This window comes from Pseudomonas sp. FeS53a (assembly GCF_000931385.1).
Lineage (GTDB): Bacteria > Pseudomonadota > Gammaproteobacteria > Pseudomonadales > Pseudomonadaceae > Metapseudomonas > Metapseudomonas otitidis.
This window is the reverse complement of sequence record NZ_JYFT01000027.1, coordinates 51211-66768: the sequence shown is the minus strand read 5'-3', so window position 1 is coordinate 66768 and position 15558 is coordinate 51211. Positions and strand designations below refer to the sequence as shown.

Here is a 15558-nt window from a genome sequence, read left to right as displayed (position 1 = left end):
GCACATGCCCGAAAGGAGTCTGGCCCTTTACCCACCCGAGTTCGGCGAGGCCCCCCTGAGCCTCGCCTTCCGTGAAGCCTGGCTGGAATGGCGAGGGGCCTGGGACCTGCTGGAAGACCTCGACGACCCCGAGCCGCAACTGGTGGAGAAGGTGGCCGAAGCCGCCACGCGCATCGTCCGCCGGCTGTGGCGCAGCGGCTTTGCCCGGGTCGGGGATTCCGCCGCGGACCAGGTCAAGGCCTCGGTCTATGCCTTCGTCGCGCTGCTGGATGAAAGTCTCCTGTTCACCCCCTGGCGTGGCCAGTCCACCTGGCAGGAGCGCCCGCTGGAGATGCGCCTCTACGGCTCGCGCAATGCCGGCGAGCGCCTGCCGGCGGCCATCCGCACCCTGTTGCAGACCCGCTCGCCGTCCACCCGCGACCTGGCCAACGTCTACCTGCAATGCCTGGTGCTGGGCTTCCAGGGGCAACTGCGCGGGGAGCGCGGCCGGGTGCTCCACGAACGCTGGCGGCGGGCGCTGTTCACCTTCGCCTGGCACCGCGAGCCCGATTCCCAGGGGGCCCTGCAGAGCCTGGCGCGGCCGACCCAGGCGGCGCCGCTGCGCCTGCCGCTGCGGCGCACCCTGCCTGACGGTTTCCGCCTGACCCTGGCGGTGGTCGCCGGCGTCCTGCTGCTGACCGCCGTGGGACACGGGTTCTGGCGCGACATCCAGTCCGAGCTGGAGCCGGTGATGCACCTGGGCCAACTGGTCGATGAAGAGGAAGGCGCCGAATGAGCGGCTTCGCCATCGCCCTGACCGTCTTCCTGGTGATCCTCGCGCTGGTGGCCCTCGGCGCCCTCTACTGGTGGCTGCGCACCCAGTCCGGCGCGGCGATCCGCACCTTCTACAACGCCGTGCGCAAGATGGAGCACGACCAGGGCACCCAGGACCGCTACCAGACGCCCTGGCTGATGCTGGTGGGCGACCCCCGCGAGGGCGCGCTGCTGGCCCCGGACTGGCAACTGGCCCCGGTGGGCCGCCCGGCCTGGTTCGGCCGCTGGTGGGCCGACCCGGACGGCAGCCTGCTGGTGGTGCCGCAGAGCCTGTTCCTGCCGGAGGAGGGCGGCACCGCACCGGCCTTCGTCTGGCGCCGCCTGCTGGGCATGCTGCTGCGCCTGCGTGGCCAGCGCCCGCTGGACGGAGTGATCTGGGTGGTGCCGCTGTCGCGCCTGATGAACGAGGCGCAACTGGCGTCGGATGCCATCACTGCACGCCGCCGCTTCAGCGAGCTGATGCAGCGCCTGGGCCTGAGCCTGCCGGTGCAGGTGATGGTCACCTGCATGGAGGACATGCCCGGCTTCCTCGAACTGCTCGATGCCCTGCCCGACGAGGCCCGCGAGCGCCTGCTGGGCTGGTCCTCGCCCTACAGCCTGGACGCCGGCTGGCAGGGCTACTGGCTGGATGACGGCCTCGACCAGGTCATGCAGGCCCTGCAGGCCACGGTGATGGAAGTGGGTGCCCTGCGTGGCGAACTGGGGGAAGACCTCTATCGCCTGCCGGGCCAGCTGGACAGCCTGCGCACTCACCTGCGGGCGCTGCTGGAGCCGGTGTTCCAGGGCAACACCCAAGGCGAGGCGCCGCGTTTGCGGGGCATCTACTTCAGCGGCGCGCGTGCGCTCGGTGGCCCGGCCGATCCCTGGGCGGTCGGCACGGGCGAGGGCCAGCCGCAGCAGCCGGCCTTCGCCGCCGGCCTCTGGCGCCAGCGCTTCCTCGCCGAGCAGGGGCTGGCCCAGGCCGTTCCGCGCATCCTCTACCTGCGCCAGCGCTGGCAGCGGGTGACGGCGGTGGTCGCCGGGGTGGTCGGTGTGTGTTGGCTGCTGGGCATGGTCTGGGTCTGGCATGACGAGCGACAGGATGCCCGCGAGCTGACCCGCCTGGTGCAGGTCACGCAGAACGCCCATGTGCAGCTCAAGGACCCGGCCCGCAGCCAGGAGCAGGCCCGGCGCAATATCCAGGGTTTCTGGAACCTGTTGCGCGATGCGCCGCGCTGGCATTTCGCCGCGCTGGTCTACCCCACCTCCTGGTTCTCCAGCCAGAACGCACGCATGGACGAAATGCTGCGCACCCTGGCCCGCAGCGAGGCCCTGAGCCCCGTGCTGCAACTGGAGCAGGTGGAGCTGGAGCGCCTGCTGGCGATCCGCCCGACGGAGCGCCACACCAATGTCGAGGGCGAGGTGCCGGAAGACTGGCCCAACTACGTCAAGGCAAGGAGCCTGGCCTACGGCGCCGCGGCCCTGGAGCAGCAGAACCGCTGGCTGGGCGATGCGCTGTCCGGTGACAAGGGCGTGCTGGAGCCCCTGGCGCAACTGGCCAACACCACCCTGGGCATGGAGCTGAACAGCGCCAGCCTGCATCGCCGCACCTACTACGACCAGGTGCTGCGCAACCTCGGCGGGGCCGGGCTGGAACCGCTGGACCTGCGCAATGCGCGCGAGCCGATCACGGCGAATTTCCAGAGCCTGATGAAGCTCTGGCTGACCCAGTACTTCCTGGCGGAGAACTTCGTCGAGCCGGCGGCCTACCTGCGCATCCACCTGGAGAGCCTGCGCCGGGGGCAGGGCAGCTCGCTGTCCGACCTGGAAACCATCCGTGCCCGCATCGCGCGCCTGCAGGACATCCTCGCCCTGACCAACTCCGCCTGGAGCCACACCAATGGTGAAGAGCTGGTGCCCGGCTACGGCAACCTGATGCAGACCGTGCGCCAGAGCAGCCTGCTGGGGAGCACCGTCGAGCAGGAGCTCAACGAGGAAGCCAACAAGCTGCGCCGCAGCTTCCATGGCCAATGGATCGCCGGTAACGGAAACGACGCGAGCCTGCTGCAACGCCAGGCCGGCAACACCCTGGCCCTGCAGGACCACGTGGTGGCCCTGGACCGCGCCATCGACGACCTGCTGCGGCGGGACTTCACGGTGGCGGCCCTGCGCAAGGACTTGGGCGATGCCAACCCGCGCAGCCTGCGCAACGTCGACGCCCGCGCCCTGACCCAGGCCTTCAGCTACGTGGAGAGCTACCGTGCCTTCGTCGCCAGCGCCATGGCGCCGATCCCCTCGGACTACCGCGAAGGCATGCGCAGTGCGGCCGGCGAAGCGGTGGCCCGCGCCGTGTGGGCCAGCCTGGTGGCCTCGCCGGAGCGTGCGCCGGGTGCCACCGGGCGGGTCTTCGACGTACCGGTGGACCAGGCCATGCAGGTGCTCCAGGCGCTGCTGGAGGTGGGCCGCCACGACCTCGCCGGGAGCCTGCGCGGGCAGCTCACGCGGATGGCCATGGCCGACGTCAACGGCGCGCTGGCCAGCATCGACGGCATGCCGCTGTTCACCCAGCGCTACGACATCGCCCAGTGGGACGGCTCCCGCGAGCTGGGCCTGCGCCTGTTCCGCGCCAGCGACGTGCAGGACCTGAAGACCAGCCTTGCCCAGCAGTTCGGCGCCATCCAGGGCAGCTGCGAAGGCGCCGCCCCGGCCCTGGCCTGGTTGCAGGAGCAGCCCGAACTCAGCGTCGCCGAGCAGGACCGGGTGCACCGCCTCGCCGCCCTCAGCGAGGAGATGGTCAAGTACAAGGCACAGAACCCCACCAGCTCGCCGGCCCTGTTCGAGCAACTGGTGGCCCGCGACTTCGTCGAGATGGACCGTGGCTCCTGCCAGCAGGTGCTCACCACCGCCACCCTGTCCACCGGCGCCGGTGACCTGGCGCGCCGCTCCCAGGTGCTGCGTGACCAGGCCGCCCAGCGCTGCAGCGACCTGCAGCGGCAGCAAGCCGCCCAGGCCTGGGACGCCCTGGCGGTCTACTTCAACCAGTACCTGGCGGGGCGCTTCCCCTTCGCCTACAGCCTGCGGACCGAAGACGCCGACCCGGCCCGGGTGCAGCACCTGGTGGAGCTGATCGACACCCACCTGGCCGCCGCCCGCGAGGGGCTCAAGTGGGGGCAGGCCGCCGACCGGCCCGCCGCCGAGGACTTCCTCACCCGTCTGGAGCAGGCGCGGGCCTGGCTCGGGCCGCTGCTGCAGCGCGACAAGTCCGGTGCCCTGGGGCTGGACATGGAAGTGCGCTGGCGCACCGACCGCGAGTCCGAGCGAGGGGCCGACCAGGTGATCGCCTGGTCCCTGCACGCCGCCGATCGCCAGCTGGACTACCCGGGCGAGCCCGGGCGCCTGCTGTGGAATGCCGGCGAGCCGCTGCACCTGCTGCTGCGCTGGGCCAAGGACAGCGGCCAGCGGCCGGGCATCGACCCGCTGCAGCCGAGCATGGCGGTCAACGACCTGGAGGTCGGCTGGGAGTACCGCGGGCCTTGGGCGCTGATGCGGCTGCTGCGCACCCATGTGGTCGCGCAGCGCCAGCCCAGCCCGGACTACACCGACTTCCCGCTGACCCTGAGCGTGCCCGTGCGCGGCGTGACCCAGGGCGAGCCGCAGGCGCTGATGTTCCTGCGCCTGTCGCTGATGGCCCAGGGCGGCAAGCAGCCCCTGTCGCTGCAGCCCTTGCCGGTGCGCGCGCCGCGCTCGCCGTTCGACGGCTGGCGGCCCGATTCCTTCGTCAGTTCCCAGGTAACCCCATGAGTTGGCAACCCACCGGCCCCAGCCTCGACGACCTGCTGGCACCGATTTCCGACGGCGATCCCTGCGGCGAGAACCTGCGCCACGCCCCCGAGATGGACCGTCTGCGGCAGATGCGCCGCGAGGACGACCCGTCGCTGCCCGAGGGCGTCTGGCAGGCCGAACTCAAGCGCGGTGACTGGAGCGGCGTGGAGGCCCTGGCCGGCGACCTGCTGTGTCGCCGCAGCAAGGACCTGATGCTCGCCGCCTGGCTCGGCGAGGCCTGGTTGATGCGCCATGGCTTGCATGGCGCGGCGCCGGCCCTGGGCCTGCTGGCCGGGCTCTGGGCGCGCTACCCGGACGACCTGCACCCGCGTGCCGAGGATGACGACCGCTCCTGGCGAGTGGCGCCCCTGGAGTGGGTGGCGCGGCGCTACAACGAACTGCTGCTGACCCGCTGCCCAATGCTGGGCGTGGTGGAGGGCGACCTGGCCGAGGTCACCCTGGCCCACTGGCAGGGCCTCAAGCAGCGCCAGGTCCAGGTCGGCGACAGCAAGGCGGCCAAGGCCGCTGCCGAGGCTGCGCGGCTGGAGCAGAGCAAGCTGGATGAGGCACTGCGGCGCCTGCCCGCCGAGCAGTTCGTCACCCTTGATGCCGAGCTGGGCCGCGCGCTGGCCGAGCTGGCACGGCTCGAGCAAGGCTGTGACGAGTGGCTGGGCGAGCTGGCGCCGGGTTTCGGCCCGCTGCGTGGCGTCCTGGACGCCCTGCATGCCTTCGTCCACGAACGTCTTCCCTATGTCCCCGAGGTGCCGCCCATGCCGGAGCCCGTCTCCACCCCCGAGCACGAGGCCGCGCCGGCCACCGCCGCCGTCGCCGCCTTGCCCGCCGGTGCGCCCAGCAGCCGCGAGGAGGCCTACCGGCAACTGGCGCAGATTGCCGACTTCCTGGCCCGTACCGAGCCCCACAGCCCCGTGCCCTATGTGATCCGCCGCGCAGTGGAGTGGGGCCATCAGCCGCTGAGCAGCCTGCTGGACGAGCTGCTCAACGCCGACGCCGAGTCGCGGCGCCTGTGGCAGTTGCTGGGGGTGCTGAGGTAGCGAAGCGGTCAGGCGCTCACCAGCACCTCGAATCCGCCGAAGATCATCCGCTTGCCGTCGAAGGGCATTCCGGCGGGGTCGGTCTTCAGGCGCGGGTCTTCCATGGCCCGTTGCATGCCACTGTCGCGCACGGCCTTCGAGGGCCAGGTGATCCAGGAGAACACCACGGTTTCCTCCGGTTTGCACTGCACGGCCATGGGGAAGGACGTCAGAGTCCCTTCCGGGACGTCATCGCCCCAGCATTCGCAGACGCTGAGGGCGCCGCAGTCCTTGAACACAGTGGCGGCCTGCTCGGCCAGTTCGCGGTAGGCCTCGCGGGAGGCGGTTGGCACGGCCAGTACATAGCCGTCGACGTAGAGGGTCATGGTCGATCTCCTGGGTGGACTCATGGACAGGCGGTACGGCGTGCCTGGATTCATTCGACACGGGTTTCGGCACCCTGCGGAAGCGTGCCGACCAATGGGCCGCTTGTGGGCGCGGCGGTGAGCGAGGAAGATGCCGGTCCTCCCAGCCAACACGGACGTACGACCATGAAACTCGGCTACACCATCCTCTACGTCAGCGACGTACCCGCCTCCCTGGCCTTCTTCGAAGCGGCCTTCGGGCTGTCGACGCGCTTCCTCCACGAGTCCGGCGACTACGGCGAGGTGGAGACCGGCGCCACCACCCTGGCCTTCGCCAACCATGCCCTGGGCGACTTCAACTTCCCCGGCGGCCACGTGCGTGCCGATGCTTCCGCCCAGCCGCTGGGTATGGAGATCGGCCTGGTCACCGACGATGTGGCCGCCGCACACCAGCGCGCGCTGTCGGCCGGTGCCCGCGAGCTGGCCCCTCCGGTGGCGCGACCCTGGGGGCAGGTGGTGTCCTACCTGCGCTGCCCGGACGGCCTGCTGGTGGAGCTGTGCACCCCGGTGGGGGGCTGACGTGCGCACACGGCACCTGGCACTGGGGGCGCTGCTGGGGCTGGCCGCCGGCCCGCTGATGGCAGCGCCCTACGAGGGCTATGACGAGTTCTATGCCGGGCTCGGCAGGAACCTGTTCCCGGGTGAGGGGCTCGAGTTGCAGCAGGCCTGCACCGATGAGCCCCGTCATTGCCTGTGGACCAACGCCCTCGGCATGGCGGCCGAGCGCTACCCGGATGCGCTGTGGAGCGCGCCCGGGGCGCTGGGCAGCGAGGCACCGGCCGGCTGGCCGGCGCTGGTGTTCGATGGCAGCAGCCTGGCGGTGGCCGGGCGCACCTTGTCGCTGGCGGACGCGGTGAACCTCGCCCCGGCGGACTGGGGCGGCACCTCGCCCCAGGACCCGGAATCGCTGGCCTCGGTCACCGCCTGGCAACAGGGCACGGACCTGTGCCTGGAGCTGCACTACAACGGCAGCGGACGCATGGCCCGCTACAGCGGCGTGCTGGTGGTGAGGGGTGGGAACCTGCATGTGCTGCCGCCGCTGTTCGCCGCCTGCGGGGCGGTGCGCGAGGGGGGCAATGGCGTCTTCTTCTATCCCGACACCCACTACCTGGAAGGCCCGGGCGACCTGCCGCCGGGTGTGCAGATGGATTACCGGCGCAGCGACGGGGCCGTCTCGGCCGAGACCTATCGCCTGCGCTTCAGTGAGCCGGACAACCCCTATCGCTTCGTGATCGAGCCCGCGCCCCGCTGAGAACGGGCGCAGGCCCGTTCCCGGCGGCGGGGTGGCTCAGCCGGCCTTGCGCCGGTCGTAGACGTGGCAGGCCTTGCCTTCGGAGCGCTTCAGCGAGAAGGGCGGGCGCAGCACCACCCGTGCGCTGATGCCGATGTAGGTCTTGATCAGCTTGCCCAGCTCGCTGCACAGGGCCAGCTCCTGGGCCGTGTTGGCCGGCTCCTGGCCCGGGCGCGGCTCGACGTGGATCTCGATGCCGTCGAGGTTGCCGTCGCGGTAGAGGTGGATCTCGTAGTTCTCCGAGAGGGCGCGCACCTTCAGCACCAGCTCCTCCACCTGGGTGGGGAACACGTTCACGCCGCGGATGATCAGCATGTCGTCGCTGCGTCCGGTGATCTTGTCCATGCGCCGCATCGGCCGCGCGGTGCCGGGCAGCAGGCGGGTGAGGTCGCGGGTGCGGTAGCGGATCATCGGCAGCGCCTCCTTGGACAGGGAGGTGAACACCAGCTCGCCGTACTCGCCGTCCGGCAGCACCTGGCCGGTCACCGGGTCGATGATCTCCGGATAGAAGTGGTCCTCCCAGATGGTCGGGCCGTCCTTGGTCTCGGCGCATTCCATGGCCACGCCCGGGCCCATGATTTCCGAGAGGCCGTAGATGTCCAGCGCGGTGATGCCCATGCGCTCCTCGATGGCGCGGCGCAGCTCGGCTGTCCAGGGTTCGGCACCGAAGATGCCCAGGCGCAGGGGCAGGTCGTGGGGGTCGATGCCCTGGCGTTCGATCTCGTCCGCCAGGTTCAGCATGTAGGACGGGGTGACCATGATGATGTCGGGCTGGAAGTCGCGGATCAGCTGCACCTGCTTTTCGGTCTGGCCGCCGGACATGGGGATCACCGTGCAGCCCAGGCGCTCGGCGCCGTAGTGCGCGCCCAGGCCGCCGGTGAACAGGCCGTAGCCGTAGGACACATGCACCTTGTCACCCTTGCGCCCCCCGGCGGCGCGGATGGAGCGCGCCACCACGCCGGCCCAGGTGTCGATGTCGTTGCGGGTGTAGCCCACCACCGTCGGCTTGCCGGTGGTGCCGCTGGAGGCGTGCAGGCGCACCACCTCGCTCTGGGGCACGGCGAACATGCCGTAGGGGTAGTTGTCGCGCAGGTCGTTCTTGCCGGTGAAGGGGAAGCGCGCCAGGTCCTCCAGGGACTGCAGGTCGTCCGGGTGCACGCCCGCCTCGTCGAAGCGGCGGCGGTACAGCGGGACGTTGTCGTAGGCGTGCTTCAGGCTCCAGCGCAGGCGATCCAGCTGGTGCTGGCGCAGTTCGTCGACGCTGGCGGTTTCCATGGGATCGAGCAAGGCGGTGGAGGCGATCGTGTTCATCATGGGTCACTCGAATTGTTGTTGTAGTCGACAGCCGGTGAGGGGCTGCGAGTGCAGGCGAGCAGCATACTCCGCGCTGTTCGCCCGGGCTCGGGCGTAGCGTTTCAGCGCCTTTCAATGACCAGGGCGATGCCCTGGCCGACGCCGATGCACATGGTGCAGAGGGCATAGCGGCCCTGGCGTTCTTCCAGTTCGTGGAGGGCGGTGGTCACCAGGCGCGCGCCGCTCATGCCCAGCGGGTGACCGAGGGCGATGGCGCCGCCGTTGGGATTGACCCGAGGGTCGTCGTCGGCCACGCCCAGCTCCCGCAGCACGGCCAGGCCCTGGGCGGCGAAGGCCTCGTTGAGTTCGATCACGTCCATGTCGGCCAGGGACAGCCCGGTCAGCTCCAGCACCTTGCGTGTCGCCGGAACCGGGCCGATGCCCATGATGCGCGGCTCCACCCCGGCAGTGGCCATGCCGACCACCCGGGCGCGGGCCTTGAGGCCGTGGCGCCGGGCGGCGGCGGGGCTGGCCAGCAGCAGGGCACAGGCGCCGTCGTTGACGCCCGAGGCGTTGCCGGCGGTGACCGAACCGCCCGCGCGGAAGGGCGTGCCCAGTTTGGCCAGTTGCTCCAGGGTGGTATCGCCGCGCGGGTGCTCGTCCTGGCTCACCACCTTGGGCGGGCCTTTGCGCTGGGGGATTTCCACGGGGACGATCTCTTTGCCCAGGCGCCCGCTGGCCTGGGCCGCGGCGGCGCGCTGCTGGCTGCGCAGGGCGAAGGCGTCCTGGTCGGCGCGGGAGATGCCGAACTGCTCGGCGACGTTCTCGGCGGTCTCCGGCATGGAGTCGATGCCGAATCCGGCCTGCATCAGCGGGTTGACGAAGCGCCAGCCGATGGTGGTGTCGAAGATCTCCGCCTGGCGGGAGAAGGCGGTGTCGGCCTTGCCCATGACGAAGGGCGCGCGGGACATGGACTCTACCCCGCCGGCGATCATCAGTCCGGCTTCGCCGCAGCGCAGGGCGCGGGCGGCGCTGCCCACGGCGTCGAGGCCGGAGCCGCACAGGCGGTTGAGGGTGGTGCCGGGCACGCTCTGCGGCAGGCCGGCGAGCAGGGCGGCCATGCGCGCGACGTTGCGGTTGTCCTCGCCGGCCTGGTTGGCGCAGCCGTAGATCACGTCGTCGATGGCGCTCCAGTCCAGTTCCGGGTGGCGCGCCATCAGGGCGCGGATCGGCACCGCGCCGAGGTCGTCGGCACGCACGCCGGACAGCGCCCCGGCGTAGCGGCCGATGGGGGTGCGCACGGCGTCGATGATCAGGGCGTCGTTCATCTGGACATCACTCATCAGGGGTCTCCTGCGCGAGCACTGTGCCGCGCACTTTGTAGGATTTGCCGTGGAACAGGGCGATCAGCTGCCCGTTCTGGTTCTCGATGCGCACGTCGTAGTTGCCGGTGCGCCCGCTGCGGCTCTGCTCGCTGGCCTGGGCGGTGAGGGTGTCGCCCAGGCGCGCCGGGGCCACGTAGTCGATGCTGCAGCCGATGGCCACGGTGGCTTCGTTGTAGCTGTTGCAGGCGAAGGCGAAGGCCGAGTCGGCCAGGGCGAAGAGGTAGCCGCCGTGGCAGGTGCCGTGGCCCTGGACCATGTCGGCGCGGACGGTCATGCCCATCTGCGCCCGGCCGGGTGCGACGGAGAGCAGGCGCATGCCCATGGCCTGGCTGGCGGTGTCGCGCTCGAACAGGGCGCTGCCGCAGGCCTCGGCCAGGGACAGGGCTTCATGGTTGGTCATGGAAGGTCCTCCCTTCGGCGACGTGGCGGCGCAGCAGCAGCGACGGGCGATAACGCGCCTCGCCGTAGGCCGCCTGCAGGTTGTCCAGGGTGCGCAGCAGCGCCGCCAGGCCGATGGCGTCGGCCCAGGCCAGCGGGCCCTTGGGGTAATTGACGCCGGCGCGCATGGCCAGGTCGATGTCCGCCGCCGAGCCGACGCCCTGCAGCACTGCATCGGCGCCTTCGTTGGCCAGCATGGCGACGGTGCGCAGCACGGCCAGGCCGGGGATGTCGGCCAGCGGCGTGGCGGTGATGCCGGCGCGCTGCAGCAGTGCCACGGCCTGGTCGCGGGCGAGGGCGGAGGTGCCGGCGGCCCAGGTGATGCCCAGGCGGCTGGCCTCGGCGTAGTCCAGCGCCAGGTCCAGCAGCACCAGGTTGGCCAGGCCGTCCTCGCGTGCGCGCTGGCTGGCCAGGCGGCCGTCGGAGAGGGCCAGCACGGCATCGCCGACCCGCAGCAGGCCGGCGCCGTCGCGGCGGGTCACCGCCAGGCCGGCGGCCTGCAGGCGCGCCACCAGCGGCTCGGCCACGCCCAGGTGGCCTTCCACCACGCAGCCGTTCACGGTCTGCTCGCTGGAGAGCGCGGCGGGCGTCGGGCGCTGGGCGCCTTCGGTGTAGTCATAGAAGCCACGGCCGCTCTTGCGCCCGAGGCGGCCGGCGTCCACCAGCTCCTTCTGGATCAGCGAGGGCTGGAAGCGGAAGTCGCCGTAGTAGGCGTCGAACACCGAGCAGGTGACGGCGTAGTTGACGTCGTGGCCGATCAGGTCGGTGAGTTCGAAGGCGCCCATGCGGAAGCCGCCGGCCTCGCGCATCAGGGCGTCGAGGGTGGCGCAGTCGGCGGCACCTTCCTGCAGCAGGCGCAGGCTTTCCGCATAGAAGGGCCGGGCCACCCGGTTGACGATGAAGCCGGGGGTGGAGCGGGTGTGCACCGGCTGCTTGCCCCAGGCACGCGCGGTGGCGTACAGGGCGTCGGCCAGGGCCGGGTCGCTGGCCAGGCCCGAGATGATCTCCACCAGGGCCATCAGCGGTGCCGGGTTGAAGAAGTGCAGGCCGATCACCCGCCCCGGGTGGGCGAGCCCGGCGGCCAGGGCGGTGATGGACAGCGAGGAGGTGTTGCTGGCGAGGATGCAGGTGGGGCTGCACAGCGCCTCCAACTGCTGTAGCAGGGCGCGCTTGATCTCCAGGTTCTCGACGATGGCTTCGATCACCAGGCGTGCGTCGGCCAGGGCTTCCAGCGTCTCCGCCGGTTGCAGGCGGGCGACGATGGCCTGGCGCTCGGCGGCATCCAGCTTGCCTTTCTCCACCAGGCGGCCGAGCTGGTGGTCGATGCCGTCCACGGCCTGGGCGGCGGCGCCGGGTCGGTTGTCGTAGAGCCGGACCGGGTGGCCGGCCTGGGCCGCCACCTGGGCGATGCCGGCGCCCATGGCACCGGCGCCGATCACGGCGACGAGGGACGTTTGGGGCAGGGCGGGCATGGGTTCAGCGTCCTTTGAAGACCGGGGTGCGTTTGGCCATGAAGGCGCTGACGCCTTCACGGTAGTCCTCGCTGCGGCCGGCCAGGCGCTGCAGGTCGCGCTCCAGTTCCAGCTGCTGGTCGAAGCTGTTGTCCAGGCTGGCATTGAGGCTGCGCTTGATCAGCGCCAGGCCGTAGGTCGGCTGGGTGGCCAGGTGGCGGGCGAGCTTGAGGGCCTCGTCACGCAGGGCGGCATCGTCCACCACGCGGTGGATCAGCCCCCACTGCTCGGCCTGCTCGGCGCTCAGGCGCTCGCCCAGCAGGGCCAGGGCCTTGGCGCGGGCCATGCCCACCAGGCGCGGCAGGGTCCAGGTGCCGCCGGAATCGGGGATCAGGCCGATCTTGCAGAAGGCCTGGATGAAGCTGGCGGAGCGGGCGGCCAGGACCAGGTCGCAGGCCAGGGGGATGTTGGCCCCGGCCCCGGCGGCGACGCCGTTGACGGCGCAGACCACCGGCATGGGCAGGTCGCGCAGGGTGCGGATCAGCGGGTTGTAGAACTGCTCGATGGAGGCCCCCAGGTCCGGCGCCTCGCTGCCGGGGGCGACGTTGCGGTCGGCCAGGTCCTGGCCGGCGCAGAAGCCACGGCCTTCGCCCGTCAGCAGCAGCACACGCACCGCCGGGTCCTGGCGCACTTGCTTGAGGGCCTCGCGGACTTCGCCATGCATCTGGGCGTTGAAGCTGTTGAGCTGCTCGGGTCGGTTGAGGCTGAGGGTGGCGACACCCGCCTCGATGGAAAAGAGGATGTGTTCGAAGGTCATGTCTCGGGCGCTCCAGGGCGGCGGGAGAGGGCGGCCAGCGGTCACTGGCCGGTGAAGTCGGGGCGGCGCTTTTCCTGGAAGGCACGGATGCCTTCGTCGCGGTCGCGGGTGCCGGCCAGCAGGGTGAAGGCATGGCGCTCGAAGCGCAGGCCGCTGGCGAGGTCGGTGTCCTCGGCCTTGAGCACGGCCTCCTTGGCCAGGCGCACGGCCAGTGGCGCCTTCTGGGCGATCAGCCGGGCGATGGCGAGGGCGCGCTCGACGGTGAACTCGGGTTGGGTCACCTCGCTGACCAGCCCGGCGCGCAGGGCGTGGCGGGCGTCGATGGCTTCGCCGGTGAGCACCATCTGCATGGCCAGGGACTTGCCCACGGCGCGCAGCAGGCGCTGGGTGCCGCCGGCGCCGGGCATGATCCCGAGGTTGATTTCTGGCTGGCCGAAGCGGGCGTCTTCACCGGCGATGAGGATGTCGGCGTGCATGGCCAGCTCGCAGCCGCCACCGAGGCAGAAGCCGTTGACGGCGGCCACCAGCGGTTTGCCGAAGCGGGCGATGCGCTGCCAGTGGGCCTGGCGCGGGTCGTTGAGGATGCCCACCAGGTCGCGCTCGGCCATCTCCTGGATGTCGGCACCGGCGGCGAAGGCCCTGCGGCTGCCGGTGATCACCACCGCGCGGGTGTCGGCGTCCTGCTCGGCCAGGTCCAGCTCGGCAGCCAGTTCGCCGAGCAGCTCGGTGTTCAGCGCATTCAGCGCCTCGGGGCGCTGCAGGGTGATCAGGCGGACACCCAGTTCGGGCGGCAGGACAGCAAGGGTACGAGGCATGACGAACGTCCTCTGGTGCACGCGCGGCTCAGGCATGCCGCTCTTGTTGGTGAGATGGCGCGTGACCCGGGCGTTCGCGACGGGTCGCCATCCGTTGTGGCGGCAGTATAGGCATAAAGCGATACAAAACAACAAATCTAAAAATAGAAAATGTGTCTTAAAAGATCGCGGCTTGGTGGTTGTGAAGGGCCTGCTACAGGGCTTATCGGCCTTTATTTAGCGTTGAGTGGCTGATTGGTCGTGATTCCGGTGCTTTTTTGAAGGTGTTTCCATGTGATACAAGAGCTGTGTATTTTTGAATCGAATAAGGCTTGAGCCTGAGAAGGAGAAACGCCCATGGCCTGCTACAGCCTGGATGGACTGGTTCCGGTGGTGCACCCCACTGCCTATGTGCACCCGAGCGCGGTGCTGATCGGTGACGTGATCATCGGCCCGCACTGCTACGTCGGCCCGCTGGCCAGCCTGCGCGGCGACTTCGGGCGCATCGTTCTGGAGGAGGGCGCCAACATCCAGGACACCTGCGTGATGCATGGCTTCCCCGGCAGCGACACGGTGGTGGCGCGCAACGGCCACATCGGCCACGGCGCGGTGTTGCACGGCTGCCAGATCGGCGAAGACGCCTTGGTGGGCATGAATGCGGTGGTGATGGATGGCGCGCACATCGGCGCGCGTTCCTTCGTTTCCGCCACGGCCTTCGTCAAGGCGGGTTTCACCTGCGATGCGCAGTCCCTGGTGATGGGCTCTCCGGCCCAGGTGCGCCGTGTGCTGAGCGATGACGAGGTGGCCTGGAAACAGGCCGGCACCCGCGAGTACCAGCGCCTGGCCCAGCGCTGCCTGGCGGCGCTCGAGCCCTGCGAGCCGCTGGCCGAGGTGGAGCCCGGCCGGCCGCGCATGAGCGACCCGGGTCTGCGGCCCAAGGGCGAGGCACGCTGATGGGTTCGGTCTGTGGCCCCGTAACGCCTGTGGCCCCATCGTGAAGCGTGCGGGTATAGTCGGCATCCCTTCACGACCCCGTATGCCCATGACCTCCCTCGCGCCCCTGGACCAGCTCATCACCCGCTTCCAGCAGCAGACCCCCATTCGCGCCAGTTCGCTGATCATGACCCTCTACGGGGATGCCATCGAACCCCACGGCGGCACCGTCTGGCTGGGCAGCCTGATCCAGATGCTGGAGCCCATTGGCATCAACGAGCGGCTGATCCGCACCTCGATCTTCCGCCTCACCAAGGACGGCTGGCTGAGTGCCGAGAAGGTCGGGCGGCGCAGCTACTACAGCCTCACCGGCACTGGCCGTCGGCGTTTCGAGAAGGCCTTCAAGCGCGTCTACAGCTCCGGCATCCCGGCCTGGGATGGCTCCTGGCACCTGGTGGTGCTGTCGCAGCTGCCCCAGGAGAAGCGCAAGCAGGTGCGCGAGGAGCTGGAGTGGCAGGGCTTCGGCGCCATCGCGCCGACCGTGCTGGCCAACCCCCGCTGCGACCGCGTGGACCTCACCACCACCCTGCAGGAGCTGGACGCCCTGGAGGACAGCATCGTCTTCGAGACCAGTGCCCAGGATGTGTTGGCCTCCAAGGCCCTGCGTATGCAGGTGCGCGAGAGCTGGCGGCTGGATGAGTTGGGCGAGCACTACCGCGAGTTCATCCAGCTGTTCCGCCCGCTCTGGCAGGCACTGCGCGAGCAGGAAAGCCTGGATCCGGAGGACTGCCTGCTGGCCCGCACGCTGCTGATCCACGAATACCGCCGCCTGCTGCTGCGCGACCCGCAACTGCCGGACGAACTGCTGCCCAGCGACTGGGAAGGCCGCTCGGCCCGCCAGCTGTGCCGCAACATCTACCGCCTGATCTACGCCAAGGCCGAGGAATGGCTGAACGCCAACCTGGAAACCGCCGACGGCCCGCTGCCCGACGCCAGTGAGGGTTTCTACCGGCGCTTTGGCGGTCTGCGCTAGCACGCTGAACGAGATGGGCGGGCCGGCCGCCTGCCCGGTCTTGTGCCGGCCCC

General features: G+C 70.4%; 14 protein-coding genes. 7 read left to right on the top strand and 7 right to left on the bottom strand.

The features are described 5' to 3' along the window. Positions 1-4 precede the first annotated feature (4 nt). From SZ55_RS08235 to tssA, 3 genes are read left to right on the top strand one after another with little or no spacing between them, the layout of a single operon-like run. On the top strand, positions 5-775 hold the full coding sequence (locus tag SZ55_RS08235) for a DotU family type IV/VI secretion system protein (protein ID WP_044404003.1): 771 nt from the start codon (positions 5-7) through the stop codon (positions 773-775). Continuing rightward, positions 772-4593, top strand: a complete 3822-nt coding sequence (locus SZ55_RS08230) for a type VI secretion protein IcmF/TssM N-terminal domain-containing protein (protein WP_044404002.1) — start codon at positions 772-774, stop codon at positions 4591-4593. The genes SZ55_RS08235 and SZ55_RS08230 overlap by 4 nt, the downstream gene beginning before the upstream one ends. Next, positions 4590-5666 carry a type VI secretion system protein TssA gene (gene tssA / locus SZ55_RS08225; RefSeq protein WP_044404000.1) on the top strand — a complete coding sequence of 359 codons (1077 nt, stop codon included), beginning with the start codon at positions 4590-4592 and terminating at the stop codon, positions 5664-5666. Before SZ55_RS08230 ends, tssA begins: the two co-directional genes overlap by 4 nt. Before the next feature lie 8 nt (positions 5667-5674). Here the strand turns inward: tssA and SZ55_RS08220 are convergent, their stop codons facing one another. Then, the gene (locus SZ55_RS08220) at positions 5675-6031 is read right to left on the bottom strand and encodes a DUF1428 domain-containing protein (protein WP_044403997.1); all 357 of its coding nucleotides are present in this window, start codon (positions 6029-6031) and stop codon (positions 5675-5677) included. A gap of 165 nt (positions 6032-6196) precedes the next feature. Between SZ55_RS08220 and SZ55_RS08215 the strand changes: the two genes are divergently transcribed. Continuing rightward, positions 6197-6589 carry a VOC family protein gene (locus tag SZ55_RS08215; RefSeq protein ID WP_044403994.1) on the top strand — a complete coding sequence of 131 codons (393 nt, stop codon included), beginning with the start codon at positions 6197-6199 and terminating at the stop codon, positions 6587-6589. Position 6590: 1 nt separating this feature from the next. Then, on the top strand, positions 6591-7322 hold the full coding sequence (locus tag SZ55_RS08210; RefSeq protein WP_044403991.1) for a hypothetical protein: 732 nt from the start codon (positions 6591-6593) through the stop codon (positions 7320-7322). A gap of 36 nt (positions 7323-7358) precedes the next feature. Here SZ55_RS08210 and paaK read toward each other — a convergent pair whose 3' ends face one another. The 6 genes from paaK to paaF form a co-directional block, all read right to left on the bottom strand. After that, complete coding sequence (paaK, locus tag SZ55_RS08205; protein WP_044404129.1) at positions 7359-8672, bottom strand: phenylacetate--CoA ligase PaaK; 1314 nt, start codon at positions 8670-8672, stop codon at positions 7359-7361. A gap of 104 nt (positions 8673-8776) precedes the next feature. Next, the gene (gene pcaF / locus SZ55_RS08200) at positions 8777-9982 is read right to left on the bottom strand and encodes a 3-oxoadipyl-CoA thiolase (RefSeq protein ID WP_201774863.1); all 1206 of its coding nucleotides are present in this window, start codon (positions 9980-9982) and stop codon (positions 8777-8779) included. Positions 9983-9989: 7 nt separating this feature from the next. After that, positions 9990-10439 (bottom strand): hydroxyphenylacetyl-CoA thioesterase PaaI, encoded by a 450-nt coding sequence (paaI, locus tag SZ55_RS08195; RefSeq protein ID WP_044403985.1) that lies wholly within the window; start codon positions 10437-10439, stop codon positions 9990-9992. Then, positions 10426-11949: a 3-hydroxyacyl-CoA dehydrogenase PaaH gene (gene paaH, locus SZ55_RS08190; RefSeq protein WP_044403983.1), complete on the bottom strand. Its 1524-nt coding sequence runs from the start codon at positions 11947-11949 to the stop codon at positions 10426-10428. Before paaH ends, paaI begins: the two co-directional genes overlap by 14 nt. A 4-nt stretch (positions 11950-11953) precedes the next feature. Beyond that, positions 11954-12745, bottom strand: coding sequence for a 2-(1,2-epoxy-1,2-dihydrophenyl)acetyl-CoA isomerase PaaG (paaG, locus tag SZ55_RS08185; RefSeq protein ID WP_044403980.1), 792 nt, complete (start codon positions 12743-12745; stop codon positions 11954-11956). A 41-nt stretch (positions 12746-12786) separates the two neighbouring features. Further along, positions 12787-13560, bottom strand: coding sequence for a 2,3-dehydroadipyl-CoA hydratase PaaF (gene paaF / locus SZ55_RS08180; protein ID WP_044403976.1), 774 nt, complete (start codon positions 13558-13560; stop codon positions 12787-12789). Between the two features lie 336 nt (positions 13561-13896). Here paaF and paaY point away from each other — a divergent pair, with 336 nt between their 5' ends. Together paaY and paaX are read left to right on the top strand one after the other, a co-directional pair. Next, positions 13897-14493 carry a phenylacetic acid degradation protein PaaY gene (gene paaY / locus SZ55_RS08175; protein ID WP_044403973.1) on the top strand — a complete coding sequence of 199 codons (597 nt, stop codon included), beginning with the start codon at positions 13897-13899 and terminating at the stop codon, positions 14491-14493. Between the two features lie 88 nt (positions 14494-14581). Continuing rightward, positions 14582-15505 (top strand): phenylacetic acid degradation operon negative regulatory protein PaaX, encoded by a 924-nt coding sequence (paaX, locus tag SZ55_RS08170; protein ID WP_044404127.1) that lies wholly within the window; start codon positions 14582-14584, stop codon positions 15503-15505. Positions 15506-15558: the final 53 nt, after the last annotated feature.